A 13,043-nucleotide genomic window follows, 5' to 3' on the forward strand; every position below is an offset into this window, starting at 1 on the left:
CAACCGATATCGCTCGAATTCGACCCGCAGGAATTGGCCCCATGACATCGTACCCGGCATCCAACCAGGAAACGCTCGTCACGGTTTTCGGCGGATCGGGGTTTCTGGGGCGCAACGTCGTCCGGGCGCTGGCCAAGCGCGATTACCGGATCAGGGTGGCGGTGCGGCGGCCGGAACTGGCCGGACACCTGCAGCCGCTCGGCCGGGTCGGCCAGATCCACGCCGTGCAGGCCAACCTGCGCTATCCAGCTTCCGTCGAGGCGGCGATGCGCGATTCGCAGGTTGCGATCAACCTGGTCGGCATCCTGACCGAGGGCGGCGCGCAGACGTTCGACGCGGTGCAGGCCAAAGGGGCCGAGGCCATCGCCAAAACCGCCGCCGCCGCGGGCGCGCGGATGGTGCATGTGTCTGCGATCGGGGCCGACGAAAACTCGCCCTCGGCCTACGCCCGTGCCAAGGCGGCAGGCGAGAAGGCCGTGCTGGCCGCGGTGCCCTCAGCAACGATCCTGCGGCCGTCGGTGGTGTTCGGCCCCGAGGATCAATTCACCAACCGGTTTGCGGCGCTGGCCCGGATCTCGCCGTTCCTGCCGCTGGTCGGCGGCGGGGTCACGCGGATGCAGCCGGCCTATGTCGGCGACGTCGCCACCGCGGTGGCGGATGCCGTCGACGGCAAGACCAAGCCCGGCGCGACCTACGAGCTCGGCGGTCCGGAAGTGCTGACCATGCGCGAGATCATGGAAATCATCCTGGAGATCACCGACCGCAAGCGGGCGCTGATTTCGCTGCCGTTCGGGCTGGCGCGGCTGCAGGCGATGTTCCTGCAATTTGCGCCGGGGCCGCTGAAGCTGACGCCCGATCAGGTGGCGCTGCTGCAGTCGGACAATGTGGTTTCGGATGCGGCCAAGGCCGCAGGCCTGACGTTCGAAGGGCTCGCCATCACGCCGGATTCGCTGGAGGCGGTCGCCCCGCAATATCTCTGGCGCTTCCGCGCCGCCGGGCAATTTCAGCGCAAGAACGCGTAGTTCTTTTAGGGCGGGCTGAGCGAAGCGAGCGGTCAGGAGATTGGTGGGCACGCTTGGCTTTGCCCGTGCTGCGGATTCTCGAAACTACCTTCCCAGCGCCAGCGCGACCAGGCCGACCGCGCCAAGGATGATGCGCCACCACGCAAAGAACGTGAACCCGTGGCGCGTGACGTAGTTCAGGAACGTCTTGACCACGACCATCGCCGTGATGAACGACACCACGAAACCGATCGCGAGGATGCCGACATGGTCGGCCGACATCTCGGCGCGGTTCTTGTAGAAATCATAGGCGAATGCGCCGATCATGGTCGGGATCGCCAGGAAGAACGAGAACTCCGCGGCCGAGCGCTTGTCGCCGCCGAGCAGCATCGCCGCTACAATGCTGGCGCCGGAGCGCGACACGCCGGGGATCATCGCCACGCATTGCGCGACGCCGATCCACAGATACATCATGAGCGGATAGCGCGTGGCGTCGTCATGATGCGGCTCGAGATCGAGCTGATCGACCCATATCAGGATCGCACCGCCGACGATCAGCGTGAAACACACCACCCACGGATTGAACAGCAATTCCTTGATGTATTTGCCGGCGGCGAGGCCGACGACCACCGCCGGCAGGAACGCCACCAGCACGCCGATGACGAAGCGCCGGTCGTCCGGATTGCTGAACATGCCGAGCGCCACGCGCCACAGCTTGAAGAAATACAACATCACGATCGCAAGGATTGCGCCGAGCTGGATCAGGATCACGAAACTCTGCCAGAAGGCGCCCTCGCCAAGGCCGAAGAAGCGTTGCGCCAGCAACATGTGACCGGTAGACGAAACCGGCAGGAATTCCGTGATACCCTCGATGATGCCGAGAATCACCGCTTTCACTGCATCAGACATCATTCTGGGGTCCATTTTCACTGCAAAAAGGCGCGCTCTTCTCGCCTATTCGCCTCGCTGTCGCAATCGCAAAAAAACGCCAAACATTGGTTGCCTGATGCGCCTGCTTGGCTAGTGTCCCGATTCGCATGGCGAGGGCTGAGGGTTCCTCACGCCGCGGTTTCGATTTAAGGATTTCATGTACACGCTCTATCACCATCCGTTCTGTCCGCATTCGCGCTTCATTCGCCTGGTGCTGGGCGAACACGGCCTCGATGTGCGCCTGACGGAAGAACGCGCCTGGGAACGCCGCGAGGCGTTTTTGCTGCTCAATCCCGCGGGCACCACGCCGGTGTTGATGGCGGACGGCTTTCCGCCGATTCCAGGCGCCGGCATCATCGCCGAATATCTCGACGAGACCCACGGCCTGGAGGCCGGCGAGCGGCGGCTGCTGCCGGCCTCGATGGCCGAGCGCGTCGAGGTACGCCGGCTGATGGCGTGGTTCAACGACAAGTTCTTCGAGGAAGTGTCGAATCCGCTGGTAACCGAGCGCATCTACAAGCGTTTCATGGGCGAGGAGAACGGCGGCGGCTCGCCCTCGACCGACGTGATCCGCGCCGCCAAGGTCAATGTGCGCTATCATCTGGCGTATATCGGCTGGCTGTCGCAGACTCGGAATTTCCTCGCCGGCGACCGGCTGACCTACGCCGACCTCGCCGCCGCGGCGCATCTTTCGGCGATCGATTATCTGGGCGACGTGCCATGGTACGAGGACGAGGCGGCAAAGGCGTGGTACGCGCGGGTGAAATCCCGCCCGTCGTTCCGCCCGCTGCTGAGCGAATGGCTGGCGGGGGTGCCGGCGTCGCGGACCTACGTGGACCTCGACTTCTGAACGAGGCCGTCAAGCTCTCGGCTGCCGACCTGAAGACCGCGCTCGCTCACGAAGCGCGGAAGCTGGGTTTCGACTGCATCGGCGTCACCGGCCCCGACGCGATCACCCAGGCCGGCGAATATTTTCGCGCATTTCTCGACGCGGGCGGACACGGCGACATGGATTGGCTCGCCGCCAATCCGGAGCGGCGCATGGATCCGCGCCTGCTGTGGCCCGGTGTACGCTCGATCATCATGCTCGGTGTCAATTACGGCCCCGATGAAAATCCGCTCGATATTCTCGAGGCGCGCGCGCGCGGCGCCATTTCGGTTTACGCCAAGGGCGATGATTATCACGACGTCATCAAGAAGCGGCTGAAGACGCTGGCGCGTTGGCTGGCGGCGACGTCAGGCGAAGACGTGAAAGTATTCATCGACACCGCCGCCGTGATGGAGAAGCCGCTGGCGCAGGCCGCAGGCCTCGGCTGGCAGGGCAAGCATACCAATCTCGTTTCGCGCGAACTCGGCTCCTGGCTGTTTCTCGGGGCGATCTACTCGGCCGCCGACCTGCCGCGCGACGAGCCCGACCGCGATCACTGCGGCTCCTGCAATGCCTGCCAGGAGATCTGCCCGACCGCGGCGTTCCCCGCGCCCTACCAGCTCGATGCGCGGCGCTGCATCTCCTATCTCACCATCGAGAACAAGGGACCGATCCCGCACGAATTTCGCAAGGCCATCGGCAACCGCATCTATGGCTGCGACGATTGCCTCGCCGTGTGCCCGTGGAACAAGTTTGCGCAGGAAGGCCGCGAAGCGAAGCTTTCCGCGCGCGACGAACTGCGCGCGCCGCGGCTGGCGGATCTCGCGCGACTCGACGATGCCGCGTTTCGCACGCTGTTCACCAAGTCGCCGGTCAAGCGCATCGGGCGCGACCGCTTTGTCCGCAACGTACTGATCGCGATCGGTAATGCCGACGATCCATCGCTGGTGGTGGAGGCCAAGCGATTGCTCGACGATGCAAGCCCGCTGGTGCGGGGGGCTGCGGTGTGGGCGCTGGCGCAGCTGATGACACCTGATTCCTTTGACGCATTGTCGATGCAAATCGCAGCCCGCGAGACCGACGCCACTGTCCGGGCGGAATGGACGGATTGCGCCGCACACCCTTGATTTCGCCTCGCGGTTTCCGTCATGTTCTGCGGGCATGACAGAAAGCCAGCCCTTCTTCGCCCAACGCGGCGACGCCTTCATCCCCAATCCAGTTTCCAACGGCCCGTGGGACCCGAACTCGATGCATGGTCGCGTCGTGATCGGTCTGCTGGCCCATGTGATCGAGGCGCGTCACGGCTCCGATGACTTCGTGCCGGCCAGGCTGACGGTCGATATGTTCCGGCTGCCGAACATTTTGACACCCGTGGAAGTCACCACGAACCTCATCCGCGACGGCAAGCGCATCAAGGTGGTGGAAGCCGCATTCGTTTCCGGCGGCACCAGCATGGCGCGCGCCTCCTGCCAGTTATTGCGCAAGACGGAGAACGCGCCCGGCAACGTCTGGTCGCCCGCGAACTGGGATGCGCCGCTGCCCGACGCGATTCCGGCGCCGACCGATCCAAAGCTCGGCATGAACGGCAAGTGGACGACGCGGCCGATCGTGGGCCGCATGGGCTCATTGGGGCCACGGCGGCTGTGGATGAGCGAAGTGCGCGAGCTGGTCGAGGGCACGCCGATGTCGCCCTTTGTCCATGTCGCCACCGGCGCCGACTTCGCCAGCCCGTTCGCCAATGCCGGCGACCAGGGGCTCGGCTACATCAACAGCGACGTCACGCTGTACTTGCACCGCATGCCGGTAACGCGGTGGATCGGTTTCGATGTGGTGAACCATCACGCGTCGGACGGCATCGCGATCGGCGAGTGCTGGCTGTATGACGAGAAGGGCCCGATCGGGACCTCGACGGTAGCCGCGCTGGCGCAACGCAAGCCGATGACGAACGTGCCGCCGCCGTGAGGTGAGGCGCGCGACAAAGTCTCATCCCGTCATTCCGGGGCATCGCGCAGCGATGAACCCGGAATCCAACGGGCCGCATCATCGGGGAGAGTTGGATTCCGGGTTCGTGCTGCGCACGCCCCGGAATGACGGAGAAGAGGAAGTGTGATAACTCTACACCAGGTGCCGCTTCATCTCCGGCCGCGCCTTCAGCGCCGCGCCCTGTTTCGCGACGATCTTCGCGATCCGCTCCGGCGCGAACTTGATATCAACGAACGCCGGCGCGGTGTTGGCGACCTCGTGGTATTCCGCGATCTGGCCGTCGCGCAGCCGCATGATCGCGACGCCCTCGAACATGGCGCGCGCCCCCTCAGCCTCCGGCAGCGTCGAGCGGTAGCTGAACGTGTAGCGCGCATATAACGTCTTTCCGTCGCTGACGGGGTCGTGCATGTCCCAGCGAAAATCGGTCGCCGTGCGGTAGAACCAGTCGTCGATCAGGTCGGCGATTTTCGCCCGACCTTCGAACGCGCCGTAGAACACGTCGTGATATACGCCGTCCTCGGTGAACAGTTCCGAGAATGCCTTGCCATTGCGCTGCTCGACGGCGTCGCAGAAGGCGCGGAGCATGGTGGATGGGTTCATGGACGTTACCTCCCCGGCTCGCAGCCGCCATTCCCCGCCTTGTGCGCAATCGCGCACCGGGGCGGAGAATCAAGTATTCCAGAGACGGCCCCGTTAATCGATAGGCCGCGGCGTACTGGATCGTCCGGTCAAGCCGGACGATGACACCGCAGCCGTGGGAGGAATTCATCCCATCTCCGCCACCGCCGCGATGATCCGCGCGATATCCTGCGGGCGGGACAGGCGATGGTCGCCGTCCTGGATCATGGTCAGCACGACGTCCTCGGCGGGCAGCCGGTGTGCCAGCGCAAACGCATGTTGCCAGGGCACGTCGGGATCCTGCGCGCCCTGGAGGATGCGGACCGGGCAGCCGACCTCGATGGCGCTGCCGAGCAGCAGGTGATTGCGCCCCTCCTCGATCAGCGCGCGGGTGATCGGATAGGGCGTGCCGTCGCCATACTCCGACGGCCGCATCCAGACGCCCTTGGTCCTGATCTCCTCGCGAATCTCGTCGGAAAAACTGTTCCACATCAGTTGCTCGGTGAAGTCAGGCGCAGGTGCGATCAATACCAGCCCGGCGAGGTCAGCCGCTTTCGCACCCCGCTCGGCGAGGGCGCGCGCCAGCAAGAGCGCCATCCAGCCGCCCATCGACGAACCGATCACGACCTGGGGGCCATGGGCGAACTGTCCGAACACGGCGACAGCCTCTTCCAGCCAGCGCCCGATGGTGCCGTCGATGAAAGCCCCGCCCGATTCGCCGTGGCCGGAATAATCGAACCTGATACAGGCGCGGCCATGCTCCGCGGCCCAGGCGTCCAGCGCCAGGGCCTTGGTACCCCGCATGTCGGAGTTGAAGCCGCCCAGCCAGAACAGCCCCGGCGCACTGCCGAGGCGAACCCGGACCGCGATCCGGCGGCGGCCATCGCCCTCGCCCACCTCGATAAACGCCGGTTCCTGGTCGATTGTCGCTGGATTGGTCATGGGATTGCCCTCGCCGGCCGCTTTGTCTGCCGTCGCGCTGAATCGGTCAAGGCGCCCGGTCCCTTGCTTGCGCATCCGCCCGGGCGGCTATATTTGCGTGACGTGACCGAAATGCCTCGCATTTGACGGTTTTCGGGCGCAGAACATGAGTTCGCTTGCTGTTATCAGCGTATTGCTTCAAACTGCGGCCCTTCCTTTCACAACTTTGGAGAACTACCCATTCGCCGTCCCAACAGAGCCCCGCCCGCTGCAACCAAAGACGGGCCGCGCACCAATGACGATATCCGGAATGCGCAGATCCAGCTGATCGATCAGACCGGCCTCAACCACGGCACCGTCGAGACCGTGGTCGCCATCAAGATGGCCATCGAAGCCGGCATGGATCTCGTCGAGATTTCGCCGAACAACAATCCTCCCGTTTGCAAGATCATGGACTACGGGAAGTTCAAGTATTCGGCTCAGAAGAAAGCGGCGGAAGCCCGCAAGAAACAGAAGATCGTCGAGATCAAGGAGATCAAGCTGCGGCCGATGATCGACGATCACGACTACGACGTGAAGATGCGTGCGATGCAGCGGTTCTTCGAGGAAGGCGACAAGGTCAAGATCACCCTGCGCTACCGTGGCCGCGAAATGGCGCATCAGGAGATCGGAACCAAGCTGCTCGACAAGGTGAAGGCGGATGTCGCCGAGTTCGCCAAGGTCGAGCAGGACGCGCGTTTCGAAGGCCGCCAGGTCGTGATGGTGCTGGCGCCGCGCTGACGAGGATACCGAATTTTGTCTGATGCGAAGCGGCCCGTCGGATGATCCGGCGGGCCGTTTTATTTTCCCGAAGCCGCGGTCAACTCCGCGAAGCCTGCCAGGTCCCGCTGCAGCGGTCGCCGGTGATGATGCCGCGCCACGAACCTGCGCCAATGGCCCCGGCGAGTCGGCCGCCGCCACTTGCGGTCGATGCGCCGACCGAAACATTGACCGCCACCACGCCGGCACGATTGACCGTCCCCGACACCTGGCCGGCACCCGCCGAAGAGACGCGGCTGCCCATGACCAGGAAGGGCACGCTGTAGGCGGAACTGCAATTGCCTCGCGTGGTGGCAAAGACCACATTCCAGGTGCCGTCATAGGCGCCGCCGGCCCTCCTGGCCGCGGCATCGGCCCCGCCGGGCGCGGCCGCCACGGCCAGTGCCGCAAACACGGGGAGCCAGCGCAACGGGCGCCGGCCGGGGAAATCGTTAAAACAGGTCATCAATCGCTGGAAACAGGTCATTTCTTTCTGCTCCGTACCGAAGAGTAGACGTCATCACCGTTTAGGTAGCGACCCGGCATTCCCCGGTTCATCATTGCCAATTGGCCCGTGCTCTGCCATAAGCCCGACCTTCATCGCCCGGCTGATCAAGGGCTGCCGTGTCGATGTCCGTGCGGGTTATCTCGGTTTTGAGAAAAACCTGTGCACTTTCAACGCTCTAACGAGCATTTCAGGCCGCAAAAGCGCCCCTCGGGCGCGTTTTTCCGTGGCCCATAGGAGAGCCAAATGCCCAAGCTGAAGACCAAGTCGGGCGCTAAAAAGCGCTTCAAAGTGACTGCCACCGGTAAAGTGATGCACGCCCAGCGCGGCAAGCGCCACGGCATGATCAAGCGGACCAAGAAGCAGATTCGTCAGCTCCGCGGCACCCGCGTGCTGTTCAAGACCGACGGCGACAACGTCAAGAAGTACTTCTTGCCGAACGCCTGATCGCGCGCGCAATCACGCTTTAGCCGGCCGCGCCCTGCGCGGCGATCCATCACCGATTTGAAATTCAAGGATAGCAGTCATGTCTCGCGTCAAACGCGGTGTGACCTCTCACGCCAAGCACAAGAAAGTCTACAAGGCCGCCAAGGGTTTCCGCGGCCGCCGCAAGAACACCATCCGCGCCGCCAAGGCTGCGGTCGAGAAGGCCGGGCAATATGCCTTCCGCGACCGCAAGCGCAAGAAGCGCACCTTCCGCGCGCTCTGGATCCAGCGCATCAATGCCGCGGTGCGTCCGTTCGGCATGACCTATAGCGTCTTCATCAACGGCCTGTCGAAGTCGGGCATCACGGTGGACCGCAAGGTGCTGTCGGATCTCGCCATCACCGAGCCGGTGGCGTTCCAGGCGATCGCCGAGAAGGCCAAGGCCGCGCTCGCGGCGTAAGCCATCGGCACTACTCGTCCGCCTATTGAGGTCGTCATGGCCGGGCTCGTCCCGGCCATCCACGGCTTCCCTCTCGCAAATGCTGAAGACGTGGATGCCCGGAACAAGTCCGGGCTGACGGGGCTAGGAGCACTGGCGCTGAGCATCCTAGTCAAAAGGGATTGCCATGACCGACCTCGCCACACTTGAATCCGACATCCTCAGCCAGATCGCAGCCGCCGGCGACGAAGCCGCACTCGAAAGCGTGCGCGTCGCCGCGCTTGGCAAGAAAGGCTCGATCTCCGCACTGCTCTCCACGCTCGGCAAGATGTCGCCCGACGAACGGAAGACCGAAGGCGCGAAGATCAATCTCGCCAAGGACACGGTCACGCAGGCGCTCGCCGCGCGCCGCGACATCCTGAAGTCGGCGGCGCTCGACGCCCGGCTTGCTTCCGAGACCATCGACGTCACGCTGCCGCTGCGCGAAGCGCCGGCAGAAACCGGCCGCATCCATCCGCTGAGCCAGGTGTTCGAAGAGGTCAGCACGATCTTCGCCGACATGGGATTTGCGATCGCCGAAGGTCCGGATATCGAGACCGACGACTACAACTTCACCAAGCTGAATTTCCCCGAAGGCCACCCGGCCCGCGAGATGCACGACACGTTCTTTTTCAACCCGAAGCAGGACGGTTCGCGCATGCTGCTGCGCACGCATACGTCGCCGGTGCAGGTGCGCACGATGCTGTCGCAAAAACCGCCGATCCGCGTGATCTGCCCGGGCCGCACCTATCGCATCGATTCCGACGCGACGCATACGCCGCAATTCCACCAGGTCGAGGGCCTCGTCATCGACAAGGGCTCGCATCTCGGCCACCTGAAATGGATTTTGCACGAGTTCTGCAAGGCGTTCTTCGAGGTCGACCACATCAACATGCGGTTCCGGCCATCGTTCTTCCCGTTCACCGAGCCTTCGCTCGAAGTCGACATCCAGTGCCGGCGCGACAAGGGCGAGATCCGCTTCGGCGAAGGCGAGGACTGGCTGGAGATTCTCGGCTGCGGCATGGTGCATCCAAACGTGCTGCGCGCCTGCGGCATCGATCCCGACGTTTACCAGGGTTTTGCCTGGGGCATGGGCCTCGACCGCATCGCGATGCTGAAATACGGCATCGCCGATCTCCGGCAATTGTTCGACAGCGACGTGCGCTGGCTTTCGCATTACGGCTTCAAGCCGCTCGATGTCCCGACACTCGCGGGCGGATTGAGCACGTGAGTGCGGTCCCCGAGAAATATCAGGGCCTGCGCCGGCTGGTTGAAGTTTTCGCCGATCAAAGAGTAGCCCCATGAAATTCACGCTCTCCTGGCTGAAGGAACATCTCGACACCGACGAGCCGCTGGAAAAGCTTGCCGACAAGCTCACCATGATCGGGCTCGAGGTCGAGAACATCGAGGACAAGGCGAAGGCGCTTTCGCCGTTCTCGATCGCGCGGGTGATTTCCGCCGAACAGCATCCGAATGCGGATCGCCTGCGGGTATGCATGGTCGATACCGGCGACGGCGGCGCGCCGGTGCAGGTGGTGTGCGGGGCGCCGAATGCGCGCGCGGGGCTCGTCAGCGTGTTCTCGCCGCCCGGCACCTTCATTCCGGGAAAGAACATCACGCTCGGCGTCGGCACCATCCGCGGCGTCGAGAGCCGCGGCATGCTGTGCTCGGCGGCCGAGCTGCAGATTTCCGAGGACCATGACGGCATCATGGAGCTGCCGGCCGATGCGCCCATCGGCAAGGGCTATGCCGAATGGGCCGGGCTCGGCGATCCCGTGCTCGAAATCAACCTGACGCCGAACCGCCAGGACTGTACCGGCGTGCACGGCATCGCCCGCGATCTGTCCGCCGCCGACATGGGCAAGTTCAAAGACCCCGCCATCAAGCCGATCAAGGGTGAATTCCCCTGCCCGGTGAAGGTGACGGTGGAAGACGCGACGCTGTGTCCGGGCTTTGCGCTGCGGCTGGTGCGCGGCGTCAAGAACGGGCCCTCTCCCGAGTGGCTGCAGAAGCGGCTGACCTCGATCGGGCTGCGGCCGATCAATGCGCTGGTCGACATCACCAACTTCATGACCTACGACCGCGCCCGGCCGCTGCACGTGTTCGACGCCAGGAAGGTGAAGGGAGACCTCACCGTGCGCCGCGCCAAAGACGGCGAGACCCTGCTGGCGCTCGATGGCCGCACCTACACGCTGGACAGCAATATCTGCGTGATCGCCGATGACCACGGCGTCGAATCGCTGGCCGGCATCATGGGCGGCGAGACGTCCGGCTGCGACGAGAACACCACGGACGTGCTGATCGAATCGGCGCTGTGGAACGAGATCAATATCGCGCAGACCGGCCGCAAGCTCGGCATCAATTCAGACGCACGCTATCGCTTCGAACGCGGCGTTGATCCCGCCTTCATGGTGCCGGGACTCGAAATGGCGACCAGGCTCGTCATGGAACTCTGCGGCGGCACGGCGTCCGAGAACGTCGTCGTCGGCAACGCCTTTGGCGAGGACCGCATCATCGATTTCCCGCTGGCCGAGGTCAAAAGGTTGGCGGGCATCGACGTGCCGCTGCCGGAGATGCGGCGCATCCTCGGCCATCTCGGCTTCATGGTCGCCGGCAGCGGGCTCGTGGTGAAGGTTGCGGTGCCCTCGTGGCGCTCCGACGTGGACGGCAAGGCCGACATCGTCGAGGAAGTCGTGCGCATCGTCGGGGTCGACAAGGTGCCGATGACGCCGTTCGAGCGCGGCGACGACGCCCGCAAGCCTGTCCTGACCGCGATGCAGAACCGCACCCGCCGCGCCAAGCGCGCGCTGGCGGCGCGCGGCATGGTGGAGGCCGTGACATGGTCGTTCATTTCCAAGCCGCATGCCGAGTTGTTCGGCGGCGGCCAGGCCGAACTGGTGCTCGCCAATCCGATCGCTTCCGACCTCTCCGACATGCGGCCGAGCCTGTTGCCCGGCCTCGTCGCGGCGGCGCAGGCCAACGCCAACCGCGGCACTTCCGACGTGGCGCTGTTCGAGGTCGGCCAGATCTTCAGGGGCGACAAGCCCGAGAGCCAGTTCGTTGCCGCCGCCGGCGTGCGGCGCGGCTTTGCCTCCTCCAAAGGCATGGGCCGGCACTGGTCTGGTTCCGCCACCACGGATGCGCTCGACGCCAAAGCCGATGCGTTTGCCGTGCTCGCGGCATCCGGCGCGCCGATGCAGGCGCTGCAGATTGTGCCAGGCGGCGCCGGCTGGCTGCATCCGGGGCGCTCGGGCAAGATCCAGATCGGCCCGCAGAACGTGCTCGGCTATTTCGGCGAATTGCATCCGCGCACGCTGGAAGCGCTCGGTGCCGACGGCCCGCTGATCGCGTTCGAGGTCATCCTCGATCGCATTCCCGAAGCAAAGAAGAAGCCGACCCGCGCCAAACCGCTGCTCGACCTTTCCGCGTTCCAGCCGGTGTCACGCGATTTCGCCTTCACCGTCGACCGCGGCGTCAAGGCCGGCGATATCGTGCGAGCCGCGCAGGGCGTCGACAAGAAGCTGATCACTGACGTGACCGTGTTCGACGTCTACGAAGGCAAGGGCATCGATCCCGACAAGAAGTCGGTCGCGATTGCCGTGACGATCCAGCCCCGTGAAAAGACGCTGACGGACCAGGAGATCGACGCGGTGGCGGCAAAAATCGTGGCCGAGGTGACGAAGAAGACTGGCGGCATTCTGCGGGGATGAGCCTGCTCGGTCTCATCCCCTCACAAGTCAGCCTCAATGCGGCGATCGCGATCTGCGCGGTCGCCTTCATCTCCGGAACCGCCCGGGGATTTTCCGGGTTCGGGTCGGCTCTCATCTTCATGCCGCTCGCCAGTTCGATCGCTGATCCGAGGCTGGTCGCCGCGTTGCTGCTCATCATCGATTTCATTGCCGCCGCGCCGCTGCTGCCGGGCGCCTGGCAAAAGGCCGACCGCAAGGCGACCTCGATCATGGTGGCAGGCGCGTTGATCGGCGTGCCCATCGGCACCTATTTGCTCAGCCGCCTCGAACCGGTGACGACGCGCTGGATCATTTCCGGCTTCGTGTTTACGCTGTTACTGCTGCTGCTGTCGGGCTGGCGTTACCGCGGCAAGGATTACGCGGCGGTCTCGATCGGCATCGGCGGGTTGGCCGGGTTTTGCAGCGGGCTCGCCCAGACCGGTGGACCGCCGATCGTCGCTTACTGGCTCGGTCGTCCGCTGCCGTCCGTGATCGCCCGCGCCAACATCGTGCTGTTCTTCGGCGCGTCGGATTTCTTTTCCGGCGTGAGCTATGCAGCGGCCGGACTGATCACGATGGACGCGATCACGTTCGCCGTGGTAGTGGGCCCCGTCTACGGCATGGGCGTCTGGTTCGGCGCGTCGCTGTTCGGCAAAGCCAGCGAAGCTGTGTTCCGTGCGATTTGTTACGCGCTGATCGCGGCCGCCGTCATTTTCGGCCTCCCGGCGCTGGATAGCGTGCTGCGCTAGCGGGCGATACGTAAGATGAGTGGAGCGAAGCGAAACCC

Annotated in this window: 14 protein-coding genes; 10 read left to right on the forward strand and 4 right to left on the reverse strand. The window is 64.4% G+C overall.

Features of this window, described 5'->3' with window-relative positions; genetic code table 11:
- Positions 1 to 41: 41 nt before the first annotated feature.
- Positions 42 to 1,022 carry a complex I NDUFA9 subunit family protein gene (locus QUH67_RS00635; RefSeq protein ID WP_300944735.1) on the forward strand — a complete coding sequence of 327 codons (981 nt, stop codon included), beginning with the start codon at positions 42 to 44 and terminating at the stop codon, positions 1,020 to 1,022.
- A gap of 84 nt (positions 1,023 to 1,106) precedes the next feature.
- On the opposite strand, the gene QUH67_RS00640 is transcribed toward QUH67_RS00635, so the two are convergent.
- Positions 1,107 to 1,913 carry an undecaprenyl-diphosphate phosphatase gene (locus tag QUH67_RS00640; RefSeq protein WP_300944736.1) on the reverse strand — a complete coding sequence of 269 codons (807 nt, stop codon included), beginning with the start codon at positions 1,911 to 1,913 and terminating at the stop codon, positions 1,107 to 1,109.
- A gap of 175 nt (positions 1,914 to 2,088) precedes the next feature.
- Between QUH67_RS00640 and QUH67_RS00645 the strand changes: the two genes are divergently transcribed.
- The 3 genes from QUH67_RS00645 to QUH67_RS00655 are packed head-to-tail and all read left to right on the forward strand — an operon-like array spanning position 2,089 to position 4,761.
- On the forward strand, positions 2,089 to 2,781 hold the full coding sequence (locus tag QUH67_RS00645) for a glutathione S-transferase family protein (RefSeq protein WP_300944737.1): 693 nt from the start codon (positions 2,089 to 2,091) through the stop codon (positions 2,779 to 2,781).
- Positions 2,730 to 3,926 (forward strand): tRNA epoxyqueuosine(34) reductase QueG, encoded by a 1,197-nt coding sequence (queG, locus tag QUH67_RS00650; RefSeq protein ID WP_300944738.1) that lies wholly within the window; start codon positions 2,730 to 2,732, stop codon positions 3,924 to 3,926. The genes QUH67_RS00645 and queG overlap by 52 nt, the downstream gene beginning before the upstream one ends.
- Before the next feature lie 34 nt (positions 3,927 to 3,960).
- Positions 3,961 to 4,761: an acyl-CoA thioesterase domain-containing protein gene (locus QUH67_RS00655; RefSeq protein ID WP_300944739.1), complete on the forward strand. Its 801-nt coding sequence runs from the start codon at positions 3,961 to 3,963 to the stop codon at positions 4,759 to 4,761.
- 153 nt (positions 4,762 to 4,914) lie between these two features.
- Here QUH67_RS00655 and QUH67_RS00660 read toward each other — a convergent pair whose 3' ends face one another.
- Together QUH67_RS00660 and QUH67_RS00665 are read right to left on the reverse strand one after the other, a co-directional pair.
- Entirely contained in the window at positions 4,915 to 5,382 is a 468-nt protein-coding gene (locus QUH67_RS00660; protein WP_300944740.1) for a nuclear transport factor 2 family protein, read from the reverse strand.
- Between the two features lie 165 nt (positions 5,383 to 5,547).
- Positions 5,548 to 6,342, reverse strand: coding sequence for an alpha/beta hydrolase (locus QUH67_RS00665; RefSeq protein WP_300944741.1), 795 nt, complete (start codon positions 6,340 to 6,342; stop codon positions 5,548 to 5,550).
- Between the two features lie 219 nt (positions 6,343 to 6,561).
- On the opposite strand from QUH67_RS00665, the gene infC reads away from it, so the two are divergent.
- On the forward strand, positions 6,562 to 7,101 hold the full coding sequence (gene infC, locus QUH67_RS00670; RefSeq protein WP_300948293.1) for a translation initiation factor IF-3: 540 nt from the start codon (positions 6,562 to 6,564) through the stop codon (positions 7,099 to 7,101).
- A gap of 79 nt (positions 7,102 to 7,180) precedes the next feature.
- Here the strand turns inward: infC and QUH67_RS00675 are convergent, their stop codons facing one another.
- Positions 7,181 to 7,606, reverse strand: a complete 426-nt coding sequence (locus QUH67_RS00675) for a hypothetical protein (protein WP_300944742.1) — start codon at positions 7,604 to 7,606, stop codon at positions 7,181 to 7,183.
- 264 nt (positions 7,607 to 7,870) lie between these two features.
- Here QUH67_RS00675 and rpmI point away from each other — a divergent pair, with 264 nt between their 5' ends.
- The 5 genes from rpmI (at position 7,871) to QUH67_RS00700 (ending at position 13,005) form a co-directional block, all read left to right on the forward strand.
- Entirely contained in the window at positions 7,871 to 8,071 is a 201-nt protein-coding gene (gene rpmI, locus QUH67_RS00680; RefSeq protein WP_008539890.1) for a 50S ribosomal protein L35, read from the forward strand.
- 79 nt (positions 8,072 to 8,150) lie between these two features.
- Positions 8,151 to 8,510: a 50S ribosomal protein L20 gene (gene rplT, locus QUH67_RS00685; protein ID WP_300944743.1), complete on the forward strand. Its 360-nt coding sequence runs from the start codon at positions 8,151 to 8,153 to the stop codon at positions 8,508 to 8,510.
- Positions 8,511 to 8,676: 166 nt separating this feature from the next.
- Positions 8,677 to 9,759 (forward strand): phenylalanine--tRNA ligase subunit alpha, encoded by a 1,083-nt coding sequence (gene pheS / locus QUH67_RS00690; RefSeq protein WP_300944744.1) that lies wholly within the window; start codon positions 8,677 to 8,679, stop codon positions 9,757 to 9,759.
- A 70-nt stretch (positions 9,760 to 9,829) separates the two neighbouring features.
- The gene (gene pheT, locus QUH67_RS00695) at positions 9,830 to 12,238 is read left to right on the forward strand and encodes a phenylalanine--tRNA ligase subunit beta (protein WP_300944745.1); all 2,409 of its coding nucleotides are present in this window, start codon (positions 9,830 to 9,832) and stop codon (positions 12,236 to 12,238) included.
- Positions 12,235 to 13,005: a sulfite exporter TauE/SafE family protein gene (locus tag QUH67_RS00700; protein WP_300944746.1), complete on the forward strand. Its 771-nt coding sequence runs from the start codon at positions 12,235 to 12,237 to the stop codon at positions 13,003 to 13,005. The genes pheT and QUH67_RS00700 overlap by 4 nt, the downstream gene beginning before the upstream one ends.
- Positions 13,006 to 13,043: the final 38 nt, after the last annotated feature.

The organism is Bradyrhizobium roseum, from assembly GCF_030413175.1.
GTDB lineage: Bacteria > Pseudomonadota > Alphaproteobacteria > Rhizobiales > Xanthobacteraceae > Bradyrhizobium > Bradyrhizobium roseum.

Excerpts from the sequence above, each read along its gene's own strand:
- QUH67_RS00635 (WP_300944735.1), top strand. The coding sequence starts at position 42 with ATGACATCGTACCCGGCATCCAACCAGGAAACGCTCGTCACGGTTTTC.
- QUH67_RS00640 (WP_300944736.1), bottom strand. The coding sequence starts at position 1,913 with ATGATGTCTGATGCAGTGAAAGCGGTGATTCTCGGCATCATCGAGGGT.
- QUH67_RS00645 (WP_300944737.1), top strand. The coding sequence starts at position 2,089 with ATGTACACGCTCTATCACCATCCGTTCTGTCCGCATTCGCGCTTCATT.
- queG (WP_300944738.1), top strand. The coding sequence starts at position 2,730 with ATGGCTGGCGGGGGTGCCGGCGTCGCGGACCTACGTGGACCTCGACTT.
- QUH67_RS00655 (WP_300944739.1), top strand. The coding sequence starts at position 3,961 with ATGACAGAAAGCCAGCCCTTCTTCGCCCAACGCGGCGACGCCTTCATC.
- QUH67_RS00660 (WP_300944740.1), bottom strand. The coding sequence starts at position 5,382 with ATGAACCCATCCACCATGCTCCGCGCCTTCTGCGACGCCGTCGAGCAG.
- QUH67_RS00665 (WP_300944741.1), bottom strand. The coding sequence starts at position 6,342 with ATGACCAATCCAGCGACAATCGACCAGGAACCGGCGTTTATCGAGGTG.
- QUH67_RS00675 (WP_300944742.1), bottom strand. The coding sequence starts at position 7,606 with ATGACCTGTTTCCAGCGATTGATGACCTGTTTTAACGATTTCCCCGGC.
- rpmI (WP_008539890.1), top strand. The coding sequence starts at position 7,871 with ATGCCCAAGCTGAAGACCAAGTCGGGCGCTAAAAAGCGCTTCAAAGTG.
- rplT (WP_300944743.1), top strand. The coding sequence starts at position 8,151 with ATGTCTCGCGTCAAACGCGGTGTGACCTCTCACGCCAAGCACAAGAAA.
- pheS (WP_300944744.1), top strand. The coding sequence starts at position 8,677 with ATGACCGACCTCGCCACACTTGAATCCGACATCCTCAGCCAGATCGCA.
- pheT (WP_300944745.1), top strand. The coding sequence starts at position 9,830 with ATGAAATTCACGCTCTCCTGGCTGAAGGAACATCTCGACACCGACGAG.
- QUH67_RS00700 (WP_300944746.1), top strand. The coding sequence starts at position 12,235 with ATGAGCCTGCTCGGTCTCATCCCCTCACAAGTCAGCCTCAATGCGGCG.